Origin of the sequence: Cucumibacter marinus DSM 18995, from assembly GCF_000429865.1 — a bacterium.
GTDB classification, from domain to species: Bacteria; Pseudomonadota; Alphaproteobacteria; order Rhizobiales; family Devosiaceae; genus Cucumibacter; species Cucumibacter marinus.
Map to the genome: position 1 here is coordinate 128405 of NZ_KE386980.1, position 17232 is coordinate 145636.

The 17232-nt window shown below is 63.4% G+C and carries 14 protein-coding genes; 8 read left to right on the forward strand and 6 right to left on the reverse strand.

Annotation, left to right across the window (positions count from 1 at the left end):
• Position 1 precedes the first annotated feature (1 nt).
• A complete protein-coding gene (locus G489_RS0118155) occupies positions 2-1054 on the forward strand; it encodes a 3-carboxy-cis,cis-muconate cycloisomerase (RefSeq protein WP_029042708.1) in 1053 nt (350 codons plus the stop codon).
• A gap of 17 nt (positions 1055-1071) precedes the next feature.
• Entirely contained in the window at positions 1072-2253 is a 1182-nt protein-coding gene (locus G489_RS0118160; RefSeq protein ID WP_029042709.1) for a 4-hydroxybenzoate 3-monooxygenase, read from the forward strand.
• Here the strand turns inward: G489_RS0118160 and G489_RS0118165 are convergent.
• Positions 2250-3176, reverse strand: coding sequence for a sugar kinase (locus G489_RS0118165; protein ID WP_029042710.1), 927 nt, complete (start codon positions 3174-3176; stop codon positions 2250-2252). The genes G489_RS0118160 and G489_RS0118165 overlap by 4 nt on opposite strands.
• A gap of 165 nt (positions 3177-3341) precedes the next feature.
• Here G489_RS0118165 and G489_RS0118170 point away from each other — a divergent pair, with 165 nt between their 5' ends.
• Positions 3342-4715, forward strand: coding sequence for an aldehyde dehydrogenase family protein (locus tag G489_RS0118170; RefSeq protein WP_029042711.1), 1374 nt, complete (start codon positions 3342-3344; stop codon positions 4713-4715).
• 67 nt (positions 4716-4782) lie between these two features.
• On the opposite strand, the gene G489_RS0118175 is transcribed toward G489_RS0118170, so the two are convergent.
• The 4 genes from G489_RS0118175 to G489_RS0118200 form a co-directional block, all read right to left on the reverse strand.
• On the reverse strand, positions 4783-5220 hold the full coding sequence (locus G489_RS0118175; protein ID WP_029042712.1) for a hypothetical protein: 438 nt from the start codon (positions 5218-5220) through the stop codon (positions 4783-4785).
• A 1288-nt stretch (positions 5221-6508) separates the two neighbouring features.
• On the reverse strand, positions 6509-7873 hold the full coding sequence (locus tag G489_RS0118190; RefSeq protein ID WP_029042715.1) for an aminotransferase class III-fold pyridoxal phosphate-dependent enzyme: 1365 nt from the start codon (positions 7871-7873) through the stop codon (positions 6509-6511).
• Positions 7874-7885: 12 nt separating this feature from the next.
• Positions 7886-8554: an HAD-IA family hydrolase gene (locus G489_RS0118195; protein WP_029042716.1), complete on the reverse strand. Its 669-nt coding sequence runs from the start codon at positions 8552-8554 to the stop codon at positions 7886-7888.
• Positions 8551-9345, reverse strand: coding sequence for an IclR family transcriptional regulator (locus G489_RS0118200; protein ID WP_029042717.1), 795 nt, complete (start codon positions 9343-9345; stop codon positions 8551-8553). The genes G489_RS0118195 and G489_RS0118200 overlap by 4 nt, the downstream gene beginning before the upstream one ends.
• A 162-nt stretch (positions 9346-9507) precedes the next feature.
• Between G489_RS0118200 and G489_RS0118205 the strand changes: the two genes are divergently transcribed.
• The 5 genes from G489_RS0118205 to G489_RS0118225 all read left to right on the forward strand — a co-directional run bounded on the left by G489_RS0118205 (position 9508) and on the right by G489_RS0118225 (position 15591).
• Entirely contained in the window at positions 9508-10455 is a 948-nt protein-coding gene (locus tag G489_RS0118205) for a tripartite tricarboxylate transporter substrate binding protein (RefSeq protein WP_029042718.1), read from the forward strand.
• Between the two features lie 90 nt (positions 10456-10545).
• A complete protein-coding gene (locus G489_RS0118210; protein ID WP_155889443.1) occupies positions 10546-11106 on the forward strand; it encodes a tripartite tricarboxylate transporter TctB family protein in 561 nt (186 codons plus the stop codon).
• 7 nt (positions 11107-11113) lie between these two features.
• Positions 11114-12637 (forward strand): tripartite tricarboxylate transporter permease, encoded by a 1524-nt coding sequence (locus tag G489_RS21440; RefSeq protein WP_051332821.1) that lies wholly within the window; start codon positions 11114-11116, stop codon positions 12635-12637.
• Positions 12630-14117 carry an aldehyde dehydrogenase gene (locus G489_RS0118220; protein ID WP_035873428.1) on the forward strand — a complete coding sequence of 496 codons (1488 nt, stop codon included), beginning with the start codon at positions 12630-12632 and terminating at the stop codon, positions 14115-14117. The genes G489_RS21440 and G489_RS0118220 overlap by 8 nt, the downstream gene beginning before the upstream one ends.
• A gap of 208 nt (positions 14118-14325) precedes the next feature.
• Complete coding sequence (locus G489_RS0118225; protein WP_029042721.1) at positions 14326-15591, forward strand: Tm-1-like ATP-binding domain-containing protein; 1266 nt, start codon at positions 14326-14328, stop codon at positions 15589-15591.
• 109 nt (positions 15592-15700) lie between these two features.
• Here G489_RS0118225 and amaB read toward each other — a convergent pair whose 3' ends face one another.
• The gene (gene amaB, locus G489_RS0118230; RefSeq protein ID WP_155889444.1) at positions 15701-17227 is read right to left on the reverse strand and encodes an L-piperidine-6-carboxylate dehydrogenase; all 1527 of its coding nucleotides are present in this window, start codon (positions 17225-17227) and stop codon (positions 15701-15703) included.
• Positions 17228-17232: the final 5 nt, after the last annotated feature.

Below are 17232 nucleotides of genomic sequence, written 5' to 3' on the forward strand. Positions count from 1 at the left end.
CATGTCGGCTTCGGTTCTCGAACATGGATGGCTGAGCCATCTGCTTGGTGATCAGGAAGGGCAGGGCGCCTTTACCGATGAAACCGAGCTGCGCACCATGCTCGATTTCGAGCGGGCGCTGGCGGAAACCGAGGCCGAACTTGGTATTATCCCTCAAAAGGCAGCCACCGCGATCGTCTCGGCGATCGAGACCTTCGAGCCCGATTGGGCAGCACTGGGCGAAGGTGCCCGGCAGGATGGTGTGGTCGTTCCGGCGCTGGTCAAGCAGTTGCGCAAGGCCGTCGGCGAAGCCCATGGCCGCCACGTCCACAAGGGCGCGACGTCTCAAGATGTGATCGACACAAGCCTCGCCCTGCGTCTCAAGACGCTGATAAAGCCCTTTGACGTCCGCGTCGGCAGGGTCATCGAGGCGTTGAACAAACTTGAGGCAGAGGCCGGCGGCAAGACCATCTGGGCGCAGACCCGGATGCAGCGGGCGCTCGAGATTTCCGCGGCCGACAAGATTGCGGGCTGGCGTCAGCCGCTCGCCAACCTCGCCGGTGGCCTGCCCGCCATCGGTGAGGCCATTGCGGTCGTGCAGCTTGGCGGTCCGGTCGGCAACGGATCGGGGTTTGAAGGGCATGCCCGCGAATTGCGCGCCATGATGGCGGAACGCCTTGGGCTGGGCGATCCGGGCTATTGCTGGCATGCCGACCGGGCGCGGATCACGACTTTCGCCAATTGGCTGTGCCAGCTTTCAGGCGCGCTCGGCAAGATGGGGCAGGACATTGCATTGCTGGCCCAAACCGAAAACGCCACCATCAAACTTGAGGGCGGCGGTGGGTCGTCCGCCATGCCGCACAAGAACAACCCGGTCAGCGCCGAAATTCTGGTGACGCTCGCCCGCTTCAACGCTGCTCAGCTTGGCGGGCTTTCACAGGCGCTCGTGCATGAAAACGAACGTTCCGGCGCCGCCTGGACCCTCGAATGGATGATCCTGCCGCAAATGGTGGTCGCCGCCCTTGCAGGTTTGCGTCATGCCGGGCAAGTTCTCGATCAGAGTAGATTCGTCTGATTGAGAGGCCACGGGACGTGATCACCCACCGCGTCGATGTCGCGATCGTCGGCGCCGGCCCGGCGGGGCTGTTGCTTTCCCAGATGCTCGATATGAGCGGCATTACATCGGTCGTAGTTGAGAAACTTGGCCGATCCGACGTGCTCACCCGCAATCACCCCGCCATGATCGAGGCCGCCTCGGTTCAGGCCCTGCGCGATGCCGGGATCGGTGAACGCCTGTCGCGTGACGGCTACCCGCAGACCGGCTTCGAGTTTGCCTTCTCGGGGCGCCGCCATCGGATCGATCTGCAAAGGCTCGCCGGCAAACGGATGACCCTTTATAGCCAGGCTGATCTCACGCAGGACCTCGTCGATGCCCGACAAAAGCGCGCCGGAACGGTCTTTTGGGAGGCCCGTAATGTGCAGTTCGACGCGCTGGAGACCGAGACACCGGCGGTCGGTTTTGAAATGCGCGACCGCGCCTACCGCATCGATGCGCGCTTCATCGTCGGTTGCGACGGGGCCGACAGCGCCGCCAGGGCCGCGATACCTGATGACAGGCTGACCTTGCACACCCGCGACTATCCCTTTGCCTGGATGAGCGTGCTCGCCGAGGTGCCGCCGGCCTGCGAGGAGTTCGTCTATGCCAGCCATGATGACGGGCTCGCCCTGTGTGCCATGCGTTCGCCGACCCGCGCACGCTACTACATGCAGGTCAACCCGAATGAAAACCTCGATGCCTGGCCAGACCGCCGGGTCTGGGACGAACTGGTGAAGCGGTTCGGCGGGCACGCGGACCGCGATCTGGTGCGCGGCCCCATTACCGACAAGTCGGTGACCGGCTTCCGCTCCATGGTCGCCGAACCCATGCGCTATGGGTCGCTTTTTCTGGCCGGTGATGCCGCCCACACCCTGCCCCATACTGGCGCCAAGGGACTAAACCTCGCCATTTCAGACGTCTGGATCCTGCACCGCGCCCTGGCGGCCTATTTCACGTCAGGCAGCAACGCCCTGATCGATGCCTATTCCGAGACCTGCCTCAGGCGGATCTGGAAGGCAGAACGCTTCTCCTGGTGGATGACCTGGTTCACCCACGCCTATCCGGATTTCTCGAGTTTCGACCGCAACATGCAGCGCGCCGAATTCGAATATGTCATCGGCTCGGAAGCCGCCGCGACGGCCATTGCCGAGAACTATGCCGGCCTGCCCATCCTTTAGCCCGCGACCGCCGCGCGGGCCTTGTCCATCGGCATGAGCGCACCGCGATGCATCACCACTTTGGCAGCCAGCCGGTGCGCCAGCTTTGCAGCCTCGGGTGGTTCGTGCCGGTTGAGCCGGCTTGCGAGATAACCACCATTGAAGCTGTCGCCGGCCCCGGTGGTGTCTACCGGCACTTCGACCGTTGTGTCGGGCGCAACCTCAACCCGGTTTTCGCCGCGTACGACGAGCGCCGGGCCGGGTCCGGATTTGACCACCACTTCATCGGCGCCGTAACCGAGATACCGATCAGCGGTCGCCGATTTGTCGGCATCACCGAACAGGGTCTGTTCGTCGTCGAAGCTGGGCAGCACCACTTCCGATACGGCCCCCGCGCGTTCGAATGCGGCGCGCGCCTCTACAGGGCTCGACCAAAGGACTGGCCGGTAGTTCGGGTCGAACGCCACGCCGCGGCCCGAGGCCCGCACGGATTCGAGCCCTGCCAGCAAGCGTGTCCGTGCTTCAGCGGGCAAAATGGCCAGCGTCACCCCGGAGAAATAGACATGCCCGGCGCGGGCAAGAACCGATGCCAACAGGCCCGGATCCTCGGCCAACTCGCGCGCCGCCGACTGGTCCCGCCAATAGGTGAAGCGGCGGTCATTGTTTTCCTGATGGATCAAATAGAGGCCTGGTCGCTTGCCGGTGAGGCGCGGTATGTCGCCCGCCTGAATGCCGGCTTCCTCGAAGAATGCGATCATCCGGTCCGAATAGATGTCATCGCCAAGCGCGGTCAGAAAGCTGGTCGGCCAGTCGGCGGGGTCGAGAAGCGCCCGCAGATACCAGGTTGTGTTGAGGGTATCCCCCGCAAATCCCAGCCGGTAGTCAGCACCGTCGCTGGCGCTGAGCTCGATCATGCATTCCCCGATACTGAGGAGTTCCGACATATCCCGCTCCCTGTTTTGATCGGTGATAGCGGATTTGCCGAACCGTGCAAGAGGCTCTCCATCCAGAAGTGAGGATCCCTCAACCACCTCATACTTTTTGAGGAGTGTCAGATCGCTTGACTTGCCCCATGATGGCGCCGCCGGGCCAGACTTCGGGAGGATTGTATGTTTCAACTTATTTCGCCGGTCGATGGATCGCTCTATCACGAGCGGCCTGCCGGCACGCTCGACGAGGCGCGCGCCGCGATTGCCAAGGCGCGGAAGGCCCAGGCCGAATGGGTGCGGGTGCCCATCGCCGAACGCGCGGCGATGGTGCGCCGGGCCATCGAGCATCTGCGTACTGTCGACGACGATGTCGTCACCGAACTGGCCTGGATGATGGGACGGCCCGTCCAGTACGGCGGCGAAGTGGGAGATGTCGAGGAGCGCGCCTTCTACATGGCCGATATCGCCGAAGAGGCGCTCAAGCCGATCGAGATCGAGATGTCCAATGCCCGCCACCGCATGATCAAGCGCATGCCGTTTGGTGTCGTGCTGGTCATCGCGCCTTGGAACTATCCCTACCTCACGGCGGTCAACACCATCGTTCCGGCCCTGATTGCGGGCAACGCCGTGTTTCTCAAGCATTCCGAACAGACCATGCTGGCAGGCGACCGGTTCGCCGACGGCATGAAGGCTGCGGGTCTGCCCGAGGGTCTGTTCATCAACATGATGCTTGAACACGACACCATCGGCACGCTGATCCAGGAGCGGGCCTTCGGCTTCGTCAATTTCACCGGCTCTGTTGCCGGTGGGCAGGCGGTCGAGCGCGTCGCGGCCGGCACTTTCACCTCGATTGGTCTCGAACTGGGCGGCAAGGACGCGGCCTATGTCATGGAAGACTTCGACGTCGACGCCAAGGCCGAGGAAATGATCACCGGCGCCATGTTCAACAACGGGCAGTGCTGCTGCTCGATCGAACGGCTTTATATCGCGGCCCCGGTCTATGACCGCGTGCTCGAGAAGATCGTCTCGGTTGTCGAAGGCCTCAAGCTCGGCAATCCGCTCGATCCGGAAACCAGTATCGGCCCCATGGCGCATCGCCGCTTCGCCGACGCGGTGCGCAAACAGGTCGCCGAGGCGATCGAGCAGGGTGCCACCCCGATGATCGACCCGGCCCTGTTCCCCGAGGATGATGGCGGCACCTATCTCGCCCCGCAGATCCTGACCAATGTCACCAACGACATGCCCTTCATGCGTGACGAAAGCTTCGGTCCCGTGGTGGGTGTCATGAAGGTCGAGAGCGATGAAGAGGCCATCGCGCTGATCAACGACAGCGATTATGGCCTCGCCGCCTCGCTGTGGACCAACGACATGACCCGCGCCGAAGGTATCGCCGATCAGCTCGAGGTGGGCACGGTCTGGATGAACAAGGTCGAGTATCTCGATCCGGCCCTGTGCTGGACGGGCTGCAAGAATACCGGCCGGGGCGGTGCGCTCTCGGTGATCGGCTACCAGTCGGTCACCCGGCCCAAATCCTATCATCTGTCGATGGCATGAACGGCAGGTGAGGGCCGGGCGCTTCGGCGTCCGGCCGGTTTCGATCGGTCGACGGCAGATCGGGGCTTCAAATGATCCCGTGTGTCTTGAGCGCCTCCTGTTCGTCGCCGGTGATCCAGCCGAACACCCTCGCATCATTGCCAGGAAGCTGAACCAGATAGTGAACCTCGAAATCGATCCTAGTTTCGGGCAGGTCCGCACGCGCGTACTCGGCTGTCCATGAGACATGTGCCAGGCAGTGAAGGTCATCGATGGGCGTGGTCCGCACTGTCCTGATCCGCATCGCGCGGGTGCCGATCTGTCTGTAATAGGCGTATCCGTCGGTTACCGCCTTGGTGAACTGCTGGTCGTTCTTGCCGGTCATGACACCGGCTGGCCCCGCGCCGATAAACTCCGACGCATAGAGCGACGCGACCTCGCCGGGATCAACGTCGCCGCCGCCAAGCGCCTGATTCATCAGCTTTTCATATCGCTCGAACAGTCGTCTGACCGCAGTGTCAGGCATGAGATCTCCTTTGATCGGACCCGGCCAAGGGCGGCGTGCGGGCGCTAGAAGCTATCATACGGATTTCGGCAGAAGGACAAGAACCGAAGCGGGTTTCTCTCCGTCTGATATGCCCGATTTCCACCCTCGTCCTTCCTGGTTCGCCCTTCGACCAGCTCAGGAAGCTCACCATGAGGGCCCAGGGTGAGGGCTTTGGGTTGCATCCTCCCGGGCCGCCCCGGACGCCTTTTACCTCGCGCCGGTGGGCTGGCCGGGACAGCGCTGTGTGTTTGTATGGCGTTGCTGCACACTCTCCCTCATCCTGAGCTTGTCGAAGGATGGGCCCTTTCGCTTCACGCCCTCGTGGTTCGCCCTTCGACCAGCTCAGGGTGAGGGCTCGGGGGAGCATACTACCGGGCCGTCCCGGCCTCCGAGCCGGGGCCTCGCTGCAATTGGGCATGGAGGTCCCGGCTCTCTCTTTGTCTCACGGCGCGTACCGCTCCGGTCACGACGCTGGTCGCTGTGACCTTCGCTGCGTCTGCGACGGCGCGGCGCAAAAGTGCGCCGGGGTCCTCGGCTCTCGTGAGCCTCGTCCTTCTTTTCCCACGCTGATCTTCCCTTGTTTCCATCAGACACCCCAACAGGCCCGGCAGGCTTTCACCTCCAGGGTTTCAAAGAACAGAGCGGGAGAGAGGCGCAGGGCGTCTCGTCGCAAAACTAAAACAATGAGACGGCCAGCGCCTCTCTCACCCGGGGTTTTGGGCTTGGACTGCGTCAACGGGCTGGGGTCAATCCCCGCCATGTTTCCACGGTGCGCTGCCGCCGTAACGGCAGCCGGCTCCGGCACAGTTTTGGCCTTCCCTGAGGCGACCCTCATGGAACCCGGACCCTTTCCGGCGGAAGGCTCGTATGCATCCTCGCTCCGTGCCGGCAGGTGAGTGGATGATAAGAGAGGTAGTGTGGGTGGGGATTAGTTTGTTGGCACGGCCCAAACCCTCCCCCTTGCGGGGAGGGTGGTGAGCGCAGCGAACCGGGTGGGGGTGCCAATTGGAAGCTGCATTCCACTCGTTGTGCCGCAGCTCAAGCATACCCCCACCCTGTCTCGCGACGGATTTGGCACTCGCCAAATCCTGCTCAACGTCCCTCCCCGCAAGGGGGAGGGAAAGGCACGTCACAGGCGCTTTCACATTCCGCCCACGCCCTTCGTGGTTCGACCAGCTCACCATGAGGGCTCAGGAGGCTCAAGGTGAGGGCGCGAGGAGGATGCTGCACGTCCGGGGCTGCATCTCAGAGTAAATGATTGCGCCCCTCAGACCTTCGACGCTGCTGTCAAACCGGCATCGAGGGCGTTGAGAAGGGTCTCGACGTTCTCCCGGGTGTAGATCAGCGAGGGCGAGAGGATGATATTGTTGCCCGACACGCGGATCATCGCACCAGCGGCATAGGCGCCTTCGAAGATCGCGCCGACCTTCTTCTTGTCGGCGGGGGCCTTGGTCTCGCGGTCGGCCACGAGCTCGATCGCCCACATCAATCCGATGCCGCGGACATTGCCGATCAGCTCGTGCCGCGCATAAAGATTCTGCAAACCGATGGCGAGTTCTTCGCCACGCGCCTTGGAATTCACCGCCACGTCGTTCCTGGCGTATTCCTCGAGCGTGGCAATCACCGCCGCCGACCCTGCCGGATGGCCCGAATAGGTATAGCCGTGGCCAATCGAGCCGCGCGCATCCGCATTGCTCTCAAAGGCTTCTGTTACCTTGCCGTTCATGAGCAGGGCACCGGTCGGGAAATAGCCATTGGTCACCGCCTTGGCGATGCACATCATGTCCGGCTTGACGCCCCAGAGCCGCGAACCGGTCCATGCGCCGGTGCGCCCGAAGGCCGTCACCACTTCGTCGGCGATCATCAGAATGCCGTGCTTGTCGCACAGCGCACGCATCTTCGGCATGTAGCTGGCCGGCGGCACGATCACCCCGCCTGCGCCCTGCACAGGCTCCATTATGAAGGCGGCGATGGTGTCCGCGCCCTGGAAGGCGATCTCTTCGGCCGCGGCGGCCACGCACAGATCCGCAAGTTTCTCCGGATCGGTTTCGTTGAACATGTTCCGGTAGGTGTGCGGTGTCGGCAGGTGGAAGCAGCCCGGCAGCAGCGGCTCGTAATTGCGCCGGAAATTGGCATTGCCATTGACCGAGGCGCCGCCGAAATGCACGCCGTGATAGCCCTTTTTGAGGCTGAGGAACTTGGTGCGCTCGGGTTCACCGTTGATCTTGTGATACTGGCGCGCCAGCCGGAGGGCCGTCTCGACCGCGTCCGAACCGCCGGAGGTGAAGAAGACCCGCTCCATGCCGTCGGCCTCGAACCACTTGGCGAGCTCATAGGAAGCCTCGACCGCCACATCGGTCGTGGTGCCTCGGAAGATCGAATAATAGGGCAGGGCGTCGAGCTGCTCGGAAATGGCGGTCTTGATGCTGTCGACCGAGAAGCCGAGATTGACGTTCCACAGTCCGCCGACGGCATCGAGGGTTTCGGTGCCATCAATGTCGATCAGCTTCACACCCTCACCCTTGACCAGCATCTTGGGCGGATTGGCGCGCATGTCGGCGGGGTGGGCCATGGGGTGCCACATGTGCTGGGCATTGTTCCCCTTGAGGAAATTGCTGTCGTGATGAACCATTGTGGCCTCCTGTTAGGCAGGGATGAGCCCGAGCAGCTCAAGCGCCTGGGCATAACTTTTGCCGGGGGCCATCACGTCGAAATGCACGCATTGCATTCCAACGGCCTCGCCGCCGCGGATGTTCTTGAGTTGGTCGTCGACGAACACGCATTCCCCGGCCGACAACCCCAGCCCGTCGGTGATGAAGGCGAACGCGCGCGGGTCGGGCTTGAGAATCTCGGTGTAGGTCGCATCGACGATCAGGTCGAAATCCTGGAGAAACGGCAGTTTGCTGCGGAAATCAGCGCCATAGAACAGGTCGAGCTCGTTGGACAGGATTGCCAGCTTGCGGCCCGCCTTTCGGGCGGTCTCGATGGCGGCAAGCGCCTCGGGTCGCATGATCGCCATCGGGTCGTCACCGCGCACCCGCTTGAGCATCTGCGCCATCTCGGTCCAGTCCTCGCCCACCAGCGCGCCGAGTTCCCGGGTGCGGGCCAGCCAGTAGTCGCGTTCGGTAATGATTCCGGCCTGCATATCGCACCAGAGCGGATCGGTCGCCTCGTCGAACGGCCCCATCCAGGTCAGGCTGCCCGGGGCGATCCCCAGCGCCTTTTCCGACAGGTCGTGGGTTTCGAACAGGGTCTTTGACACGACCCCGCCAAAGTCCAGAACCAGCGCCTTGGCGTCGCCCGCAGCGGTCATACCGTCTCCATGTCTTTGGTCTCGATCAATCGCTCGAAGGCCGGGGGAACCGCGCCGCCCATGCCCAGGGTCACCTCGCGCGCCGCACTCAGCAGCAGCCTGCGTAGAAGGACTTCATGCTCGTCGGTGTAGCGGGAGGTCGGGGTCGTCACGGCGATCGCACCGATGGCTTCGCCATGGGCATCGAAAAAGGGTGAGGCGGCGCCTGTCACCTCTTCCTCGAAGCCGCCTTCGGAGACGCCCACGCCCAGATGACGCGCCGTGTCGATGCGCTCGCGGAGCCGGGCAGGATCGGTCACGGTCTTGGAGGTGAAGCGGTTGAGCGAACGGGCGAGGATGTCGTCGCGCCGGGCCGCCGGGCAGAAGGCCAGATAGGCAAAGCCCGAGGCGGTCGCATGCAGCGGAAGGCGCTCTGCGTGATCCACATGCACCCGGTTGGCGCGGTTGGTCTCGGATACCCCGCATGTCACCAGCATGTCCCCGGCCATAACCGAGGCGTGGGAAGTCTCGCCGCTCAGTTCCGTGAGCCGGGACAGGATGGGCGCGATCACCGCCTCGATGGGGCGGGTGGCCTCGCGCACACGGGCAAGGTGAAGCACGCCCGGGCCCAGCCGGTAACGGCGGTCAGCGGGGTTCTGCTCAACCAGCCCGTGCTTGATCAGCGACACCAGCAGCCGGCGCACCGCGGCCTTGTCGATGCCGGAAATGCGCGAAAGCTCGCTCAACCCGATCTCGGGTTGGGAGGTTGAGAAAAACCCCAGCAATGTCATGGCTTTATCGACGGTTTGCACGCCATTCCTCCCTCGCCATAGCGCAAAAACCTGCCCGTTTTTCGCTCGGCGCCAATTATGTGTTGACAGAACTCGCCATGGATTACAACATCTATTTGCACTGCTGGTGACAATAATGAACCGATCGGAAATGGTTGTCACCGAGCCCATGGGAGGAAAAACATGCGCAACAGCTTTGTAGCCGCGGCAGCGGCCAGCCTTGCCACATTGGCCGCGTTCGCGGCCCCGGCGATGGCACAATATCCGGACAAGCCCGTCTCTTTCGTCGTCCCGTTTCCGCCGGGCGATCCGGAGGACGTGCTGACCCGCATGATCGCGGAAGATTTTCAGAAGGAATACGGCACTGCAGCTGCTGTGGTGAACAAGCCCGGTGGCGGCGGTGGCCCGTTCCCAGGCGCCGTTGAAGTGGCCAATGCGCCTGCTGACGGCTACACCGTCGGGTCCTTTGTTATCGACGTGCCGGTGGTCGGTCCCTATATCGACATACCGGAACTCAACCCGAACCCGTTCGAGCCGCTCGGCATCTTCCTGACCTATCCGTTCGTGATCGTCGCCTATGGCGATGCGCCCTACGATACGATGGAAGAATTGGCCGAATATGCCCGCAGCAACGACGTGGTGCTCGGCCATTTCGGGAACTTCCTGATCCCGACCCAGGTCACCATGGCGCTGGCCAAGTCCATGGACTTCTCCTATTCGGCCGACGCCGCGTTTGACGCGCTCGACTGCAACACGCTGGCCTCGGGCGATGTCGACGTCATGAATGGCACGCTGCAATCGCTGCTGCCCTGCATCGACGACATCAAGGTGCTGGCCACCGTGACCGATAAGCGCATCCCCCTGGTGCCCGATGCCCCCACCGTGGGCGAGATCGAACCCGATCTCGATGTGGCGCTGTGGAATGGCCTGTTTGTCCACAAGGACGTGCCGCAGGAAGCGCGTGACGCCATTGTCGCCGTGGCCAAGAAGACCATGGAAAGCGGCCGTGCGCAGGGCTTCGCCACAGAAACCGGCACGGGCGTCTACTGGCAGGGTGCCGAAGAGGCGGCAGCCAGGATCGCCAAGGACGAGGAGACGCTGGGCCGTATTGAGGCTATGCTCGCCGAATAGTCCGCAGGATCGGGCCGGGCGGACTGAAACCGCCCGGCCTTTTGTTTGTCGCCGCCGGGTCACCTCGGCCGCAATCGGGTTTTTGACCGCATGTCCGACGAACAATTTGAAGTCCACGACGCCCGTGACATCATCGCAAGGCCGCACCGCCGCGCCGAGATCGTCTACGGCATCGCATCCTTCGCCTTTGCCATTTTCCTGTTGAGCCAGATCGGCAACGAACTGGTCTGGAAAGCGGGCACGCCTTTCACCAAACAACCCGGCTTCTGGCCCGTCATCGCCATATCCGGCATGGTCATTTTCGGTGCCTTCGAGATCGTCTCGACCATCCGGCGCAATCGGCGCCTTGAGGGCGAACCCATTGCCGGTGAGCTGTTGCGATGGCTCAAGGCCGTCGAATACCTGATCTGGTTCATGGCCTATGTGATCGCCGTACCCCAGGCCGGCTATCTGCCCGCGACCATCGTGTTTGCCGCGGCGCTCGCATGGCGTGCCGGCTACCGAAACGCCAAAGGCGTCCTCGCCGCGGTCGGGGTCGGCATCCTCACGGTCGTGATTTTCAAATCGATCCTGCAGGTCAAGATTCCCGGAGGCGCGGTCTACGAACTGCTGCCCCGCGGCATTCGCGGCTTCATGATCCAGTATTTCTAGGTTCCAGATGGACACCCTTCTCGCAAGCCTTGAAATCCTCGCCCGCTGGGACGTGATCCTGGCTTTGCTTTCGGGCGCAGTCGGCGGCGTGATCATCGGCGCCATCCCCGGCGTCGGACCGGCCATCGCCATCGCCATCCTGCTGCCGGCGACCTATGCCATGGAGCCGATCGTGGGGTTGACCCTGCTGCTCGGCATCTATGGGTCGGCCATGTTCGGCGGGGCAATACCCGCCATCCTGATCAACACCCCCGGCACACCGGTCAACGCGCTCACCACCTATGACGGTTACCCGATGACCCGACGGGGTGAGGCGCCGCGCGCCCTTTCGCTGGCTTATGGCGCCAGCTTTGCCGGCGGCATCTTTTCGGTGGTCTGCCTCATTCTGCTGGCACCGGCACTGGCCGCCATCGCACCCAATTTCGGGTCGCGCGAAATCTTCATGGCCGCGCTGCTGGGCATGGTGCTGGTGGTCATTGCCCACAGGGGCCAGCACATGGCCGCCGGCGCGCTGATGTGTTTCGGGGTCTTTCTGGCAACCGTTGGCTTTCACGCCGGAACGCTCACCAAGCGCTACACTTTCGACACCCAGATGCTGTCTTCCGGCATCGATCTGATCGTCGTCGTGCTGGGCCTTTTCGCCCTGTCCCAGGCCTTCTATCTGCTGTCGGGCAAGGACGAGCGCACCGCCTCGCCCAAGCTCGGCAAGGGGTTGTTCTCAGGCCTGCGCGAGGTGATGAAGTATCCCCGGGTGGTGCTTCCCTCGGCCAGTTTCGGGGTGATCATGGGCATCATCCCCGGCGTCGGCGAATTCCTCGCCCAGTTCTTCTCCTATACGCTGGCGCAGAAGACCTCGAAAAAGCCCGAGCTGTTCGGCAAGGGCTCCCCGGAAGGCCTGATCGCCTCTGAATCCGCCAACAACGCCGTTCCCGCCGCCGCCATGATCCCGCTGCTGGCGCTCGGCATTCCTGGCGAGGCGCTGACGGCAATGATGCTGTCGGTCTTCTATGTCCACAACGTGATCCCCGGTCCGCGCCTGTTCCAGAGCCAGCCCGAATTCGTGCTCGCGCTCTATCTGGCGCTGGGGCTTCTCAACATCATCGCGCTGGCGTTCCTGCTGGGGGCGACCCGTCCGCTCCTCAAGGTCGTCGAAATCCCGAACCGTTTTCTCGGGGTCGGCATCCTGATCCTGAGTTTCGTGGGGGTCTATTCGCTGCGCAACTCGATCACCGACTGCGGGCTCGCCGCCGCCTTCGGCATGCTGGGGCTGATGCTGCGGCGCCTGCATCTGCCCATCGTGCCGGTCATTCTCGGCATGGTGCTGGGCGGCATCATGGAGGACAAGCTGCGCACCTCGCTCATTCGCGTGCAGTCGCCCATCGACTTCATATCCCGTCCGATCGCCGCCACGATCTTCGCGATCATTGTCATCGCGATCGCGGGGCATTTCTTCTCTCTCTATCGCGCCCGCCGGTCCGCCAGAACCGCTGCCGCCTCTTCTTCTTCGACTTCGGAGCAAACGAGTGCTTGATCAAGCCGCCATCGACGCCATTCGCCACGACCCTGTCAGCCCCCGCCAGCTATTGATTGGCGGCAAATCTGTTGCAGCGGTTTCGGGCAAGTCGATTCCCGTTTTTTCGCCCATCGATGGCAAGCAGCTGACCACCATTGCAGAAGGCGGTGCGGAAGATATCGACGCAGCGGTCAAGGCCGCACGCGAAGCGTTCGACGATGGCCGCTGGTCGCGCATGGCCCCGGCGCAGCGCAAGAAGATCATGCATCGCTTCGCCGATCTCATCGAAAAGCATGCGCTTGAACTGGCTGTGCTCGGTGTGCGCGACAATGGCACCGAAATCTCGATGGCCTACAAGGCCGAGCCGCTGAGTGCCGCCAACACCGTGCGGTTTTATGCCGAGGCCATCGACAAGGTTTATGGCGAGGTCGCCCCGACCGCAGACAACGTGCTCGGGCTGGTCCATCGCGAACCCATCGGGGTCGTGGGCGCAATCGTGCCCTGGAACTTTCCGCTGATGATCGGCGCCTGGAAGATCGCCCCGGCGCTCGCTGCCGGCAATTCAGTCGTTCTCAAGCCTGCCGAGATTGCCTCGCTCACCCTGTTGCGCATTGCCGAACTGGCGCTCGAGGCCGGTATGCCGGATGGCGTCTTCAATGTCGTGACCGGGCAGGGGCGCGTGGCCGGCGAAGCGCTTGGCCTGCATATGGATGTGGATGTGCTGGTCTTCACCGGCTCCGGCGGTGTCGGCAGGCGGCTGCTCGAATATTCCGCGCGCTCGAACATCAAGCGCGTCTATCTCGAACTGGGCGGCAAATCCCCCAATATCGTCTTCGCCGACGCCCCGGACCTCGATGTCGCGGCCAAGACCGCGGCCTTCGGCATTTTCCGCAATGCCGGCCAGGTCTGCGTCGCCGGATCCCGGCTTTTGGTCGAAGCCTCGATCCATGACGAGTTCGTCGAGAAGGTGAAGCAGATCGCCGAGAAGATGACGGTCGGTGACCCGCTCGACGTCAATTCCGCAATCGGCGCCGTGTCCTCCGAGGTCCAGCTCGAAAAAGACCTCGAATTCATCACCGAGGCAGAGCGGGAAGGGGCGCGACGCGTCACCGGCGGCGAACGCATCCGTACCGAGACCGGCGGTTACTATCTCGCGCCCACCATCTTTGACGGGCTGAAGCCTGACATGACCCTGGCGCGCGAAGAGGTCTTTGGGCCGGTGCTCGGGGTGCTCAAATTCGAGGGCGAGGAAGAGGCGGCGCGGCTGGCCAACGACACGGTCTATGGCCTTGCCTCGGCGGTCTGGACGCAGAACCTGTCGCGTGCCCACCGCATGATCCGTGCCATCAAGGCCGGGGTCGTGCATGTGAACACCTATGGCGGCGCGGACGGCACGGTGCCGCTTGGCGGTGTCAAGCAGTCCGGGAACGGTCATGACAAGTCGCTTCACGCGCTTGACAAATACGTGGATCTCAAGACCGCTTGGATCCAGCTTTAGGTGCGGCGCAGGGACAGACGAGTGAGTATGTTTCGTCATTCCACCAGCCAGGCCTCATCCTGAGGCGGGAGCGCCTCGGGCGCGACCCTTGAAGGATGTGCAATATGCCCTCGCCCTTCGAGGCTCGGCTGCGCCTCGCACCTCAGGGTGAGGATACTAGAAAGCTCCACGGTGCCATTGGCGTACCGAACGCACAAAAGGACTATCCATGACTGACCGGAACAGGGCTGACGACAAGACCATCCTGGTCATCGGCACATACGACACCAAATCCGAGGAGCTGACCTATCTCGCCTCCCGCATCGAGGCCGAGGGCGGCACGGTGATGGCGATGGATGTGTCGGTGCTCGGCGAACCGGCGAGCCCGGTCGAGATATCCAAGCACGACGTCGCCGAAGCCGGGGGGTCTTCGATCGAGGCGGCGATTGCGACCGGGCTCGAGAACGAGGCCATGCAGATCATGGCCCGCGGGGCGTCGGCCATGGCGGCAAAGCTGCATCGCGAAGGCAGGATCCACGGCATGATCGCCCTTGGCGGCACCATGGGCACCGATCTGGCGCTCGATGTCGCCAACACCCTGCCCATGGGCGTGCCGAAATATGTGGTTTCGACAGTGGCCTTCTCGCCGCTCATTCCGACCGAACGCCTGGCGCCCGATCTGCAGATGATCCTGTGGGCCGGTGGGCTCTATGGCCTTAATTCGGTCTGCAAGTCCTCGCTGAGCCAGGCGGCCGGCGCCGTTCTCGGCGCCGCGCGCGCCGTCGAGCCGCCGCAGCGCGACCGCCCGATCATCGGCATGACCTCGCTGGGCTCATCCTGCCTCAGCTATATGGTCAAGCTGAAACCCGAACTCGAAAAGCGCGGTTTCGAACTCGCGGTCTTCCATGCCACGGGCATGGGCGGACGGGCCTTTGAGGCGCTGGCCGCAGAGGGTGCCTTTGCCTGTGTCATGGATTTCGCCATGTCCGAATTCGGCAATCTCATCCACGGCACGGTGGTCAATTCCGGCGAAAGCCGGCTGACCAATGCGGGCCGTGCCGGTGTGCCGCAGATCGTGGCGCCGGGCTGCGTGGATCTGGCTGACGTTGCCGCGTGGCAGCCGGTGGCCACAAAATGGTCCGATCGCGAAATGTACCCGCATAACCGGCTGCTCGGCTGCATCACCCTGACCGGTGAGGAACGCGGGGAAACCGCCCGCCAAATCGCCGACCGCCTGTCGAAAGCCAAGGGCCCGACCTATTTCATCCTGCCCAACAAGGGCGTGGAAGAATGGGACCGGGAAGGCGGCGAGGCCCACGACCCCGAGGCGCTCGATGCCTTCATGAGCGCCGCCCGCACCAACATCCTGCCCAACGTGCCTTCGGTCGAGATCGATGCCCATATCAACGACCAGGCCTTTGTCGACAAGGTGCTGGAAATCTTCGATGGCTGGATCGCGGATGGCACGGTGAAAACCGGCAGCCGCGCGGGGTAGTTCCAAAAAGAAGGCCCCGGCTCAAGGCCGGGGCAGCATGCTTTGTGTGGGCTTGGCGCCCTGAGCCGTCCCGGACTTGATCCGGGACCGGCCTGAAAGCGGATGACAGCTAACCCAGATCGAAGCTGACGCCCTGGGCGAGGGGCAGTTCGGTGGAATAGTTGATGGTGTTGGTCTGGCGCCGCATATAGCCCTTCCAGGCGTCCGAGCCACTTTCGCGTCCGCCACCGGTCTCTTTTTCGCCGCCGAAGGCACCACCGATCTCGGCACCCGAGGTGCCGATATTCACGTTGGCGATGCCGCAATCCGAACCGGAATCGGAGGTGAAAAGCTCTGCTTCGCGCATGTTGAGCGTGAAGATCGAGGAGGACAGGCCCGCGCCCACGGCGTTGTGCATGGCCATGGCATCCTCGAAGTCGCGATACTTCACGACGTAAAGGATTGGCGCGAAGGTCTCCTGCAACATCGGCCCGGCCTGCTCGTCGAGTTCCACGATGGCGGGGCGGACATAGTAGCCCTCGCCGCCATTATCGACGTCGACCTGACCGCCGCCGGTGACTTTGGCACCCATTTCGCGGCTGGCCGCGAGTGCCTTTTCCATGTTCTCGAAGGCATCGCGATCGATCAGCGGCCCGACCAGCGCATCCGAGGTGAGGGGGTTTCCGATCGAAACGCTTTCATAGGCAGCGCGCAGCTTCGGCAGCAGCGCATCATAAACGTCCTCGTGGACGATCAGCCGGCGCAGCGAGGTGCAGCGCTGACCGCAGGTGCCCATGGCCCCGAAGGCGACAGCGTTGAGGGTCATGTCGATATCCGCCGAAGGACAGACGATCCCGGCATTGTTGCCGCCCAGTTCGAGGATCGAGCGCGCGAAACGCTGGGCCAGGCGCGGCCCGACTTCTCGGCCCATGCGCGTGGATCCGGTGGCCGAGACCAGCGCCACATCGGGGCTGTCGACCATGATTTCGCCCACCGCCCGGTCGCCGATCACGACGTCGAGCAGACCCTTGGGCACGCCGCCAAAACGCTTGGCCGCCTTCTCGAAAATGGCCTGGCAGGCGAGGGCCGTCAGCGGGGTCTTTTCCGAGGGCTTCCAGACAACGGCATTGCCGCAAACGATGGCCAGCGCCGTGTTCCAAGACCAGACCGCAACCGGGAAGTTGAACGCGGAGATCACGCCGACAACCCCGAGCGGGTGCCAGGTTTCCATCATCCGGTGCCCGGGGCGTTCGGTGGCGATCGTCAGCCCGTAAAGCTGGCGCGAGAGGCCGACGGCGAAGTCGCAGATGTCGATCATTTCCTGCACTTCACCCAGGCCTTCGGACGGCACCTTGCCGACTTCGATCGAGACGAGGCGGCCCAGATCGTCCTTGGCGGCGCGCAGTTCTTCACCGAACAGGCGCACCAGTTCGCCGCGCTGGGGGGCGGGCACGTCGCGCCATTCGAGCGAGGCCTTGCGCGCGGCCGTTATGGCTGCCTTGACTTCGGCTTCGCTGTTGTCGTGTACGCGGGCGATCTCGCTGCCATCGGTCGGGCTGGTGACGGCGCGGTTGCCGCCCTTGATGAGGGCGGCATCGACGCCCAGCCGGCCCAGAAGCTCGGTGGTGTCGGTGGCGAGGGAAAGGGGCTTGTCCATGGGGG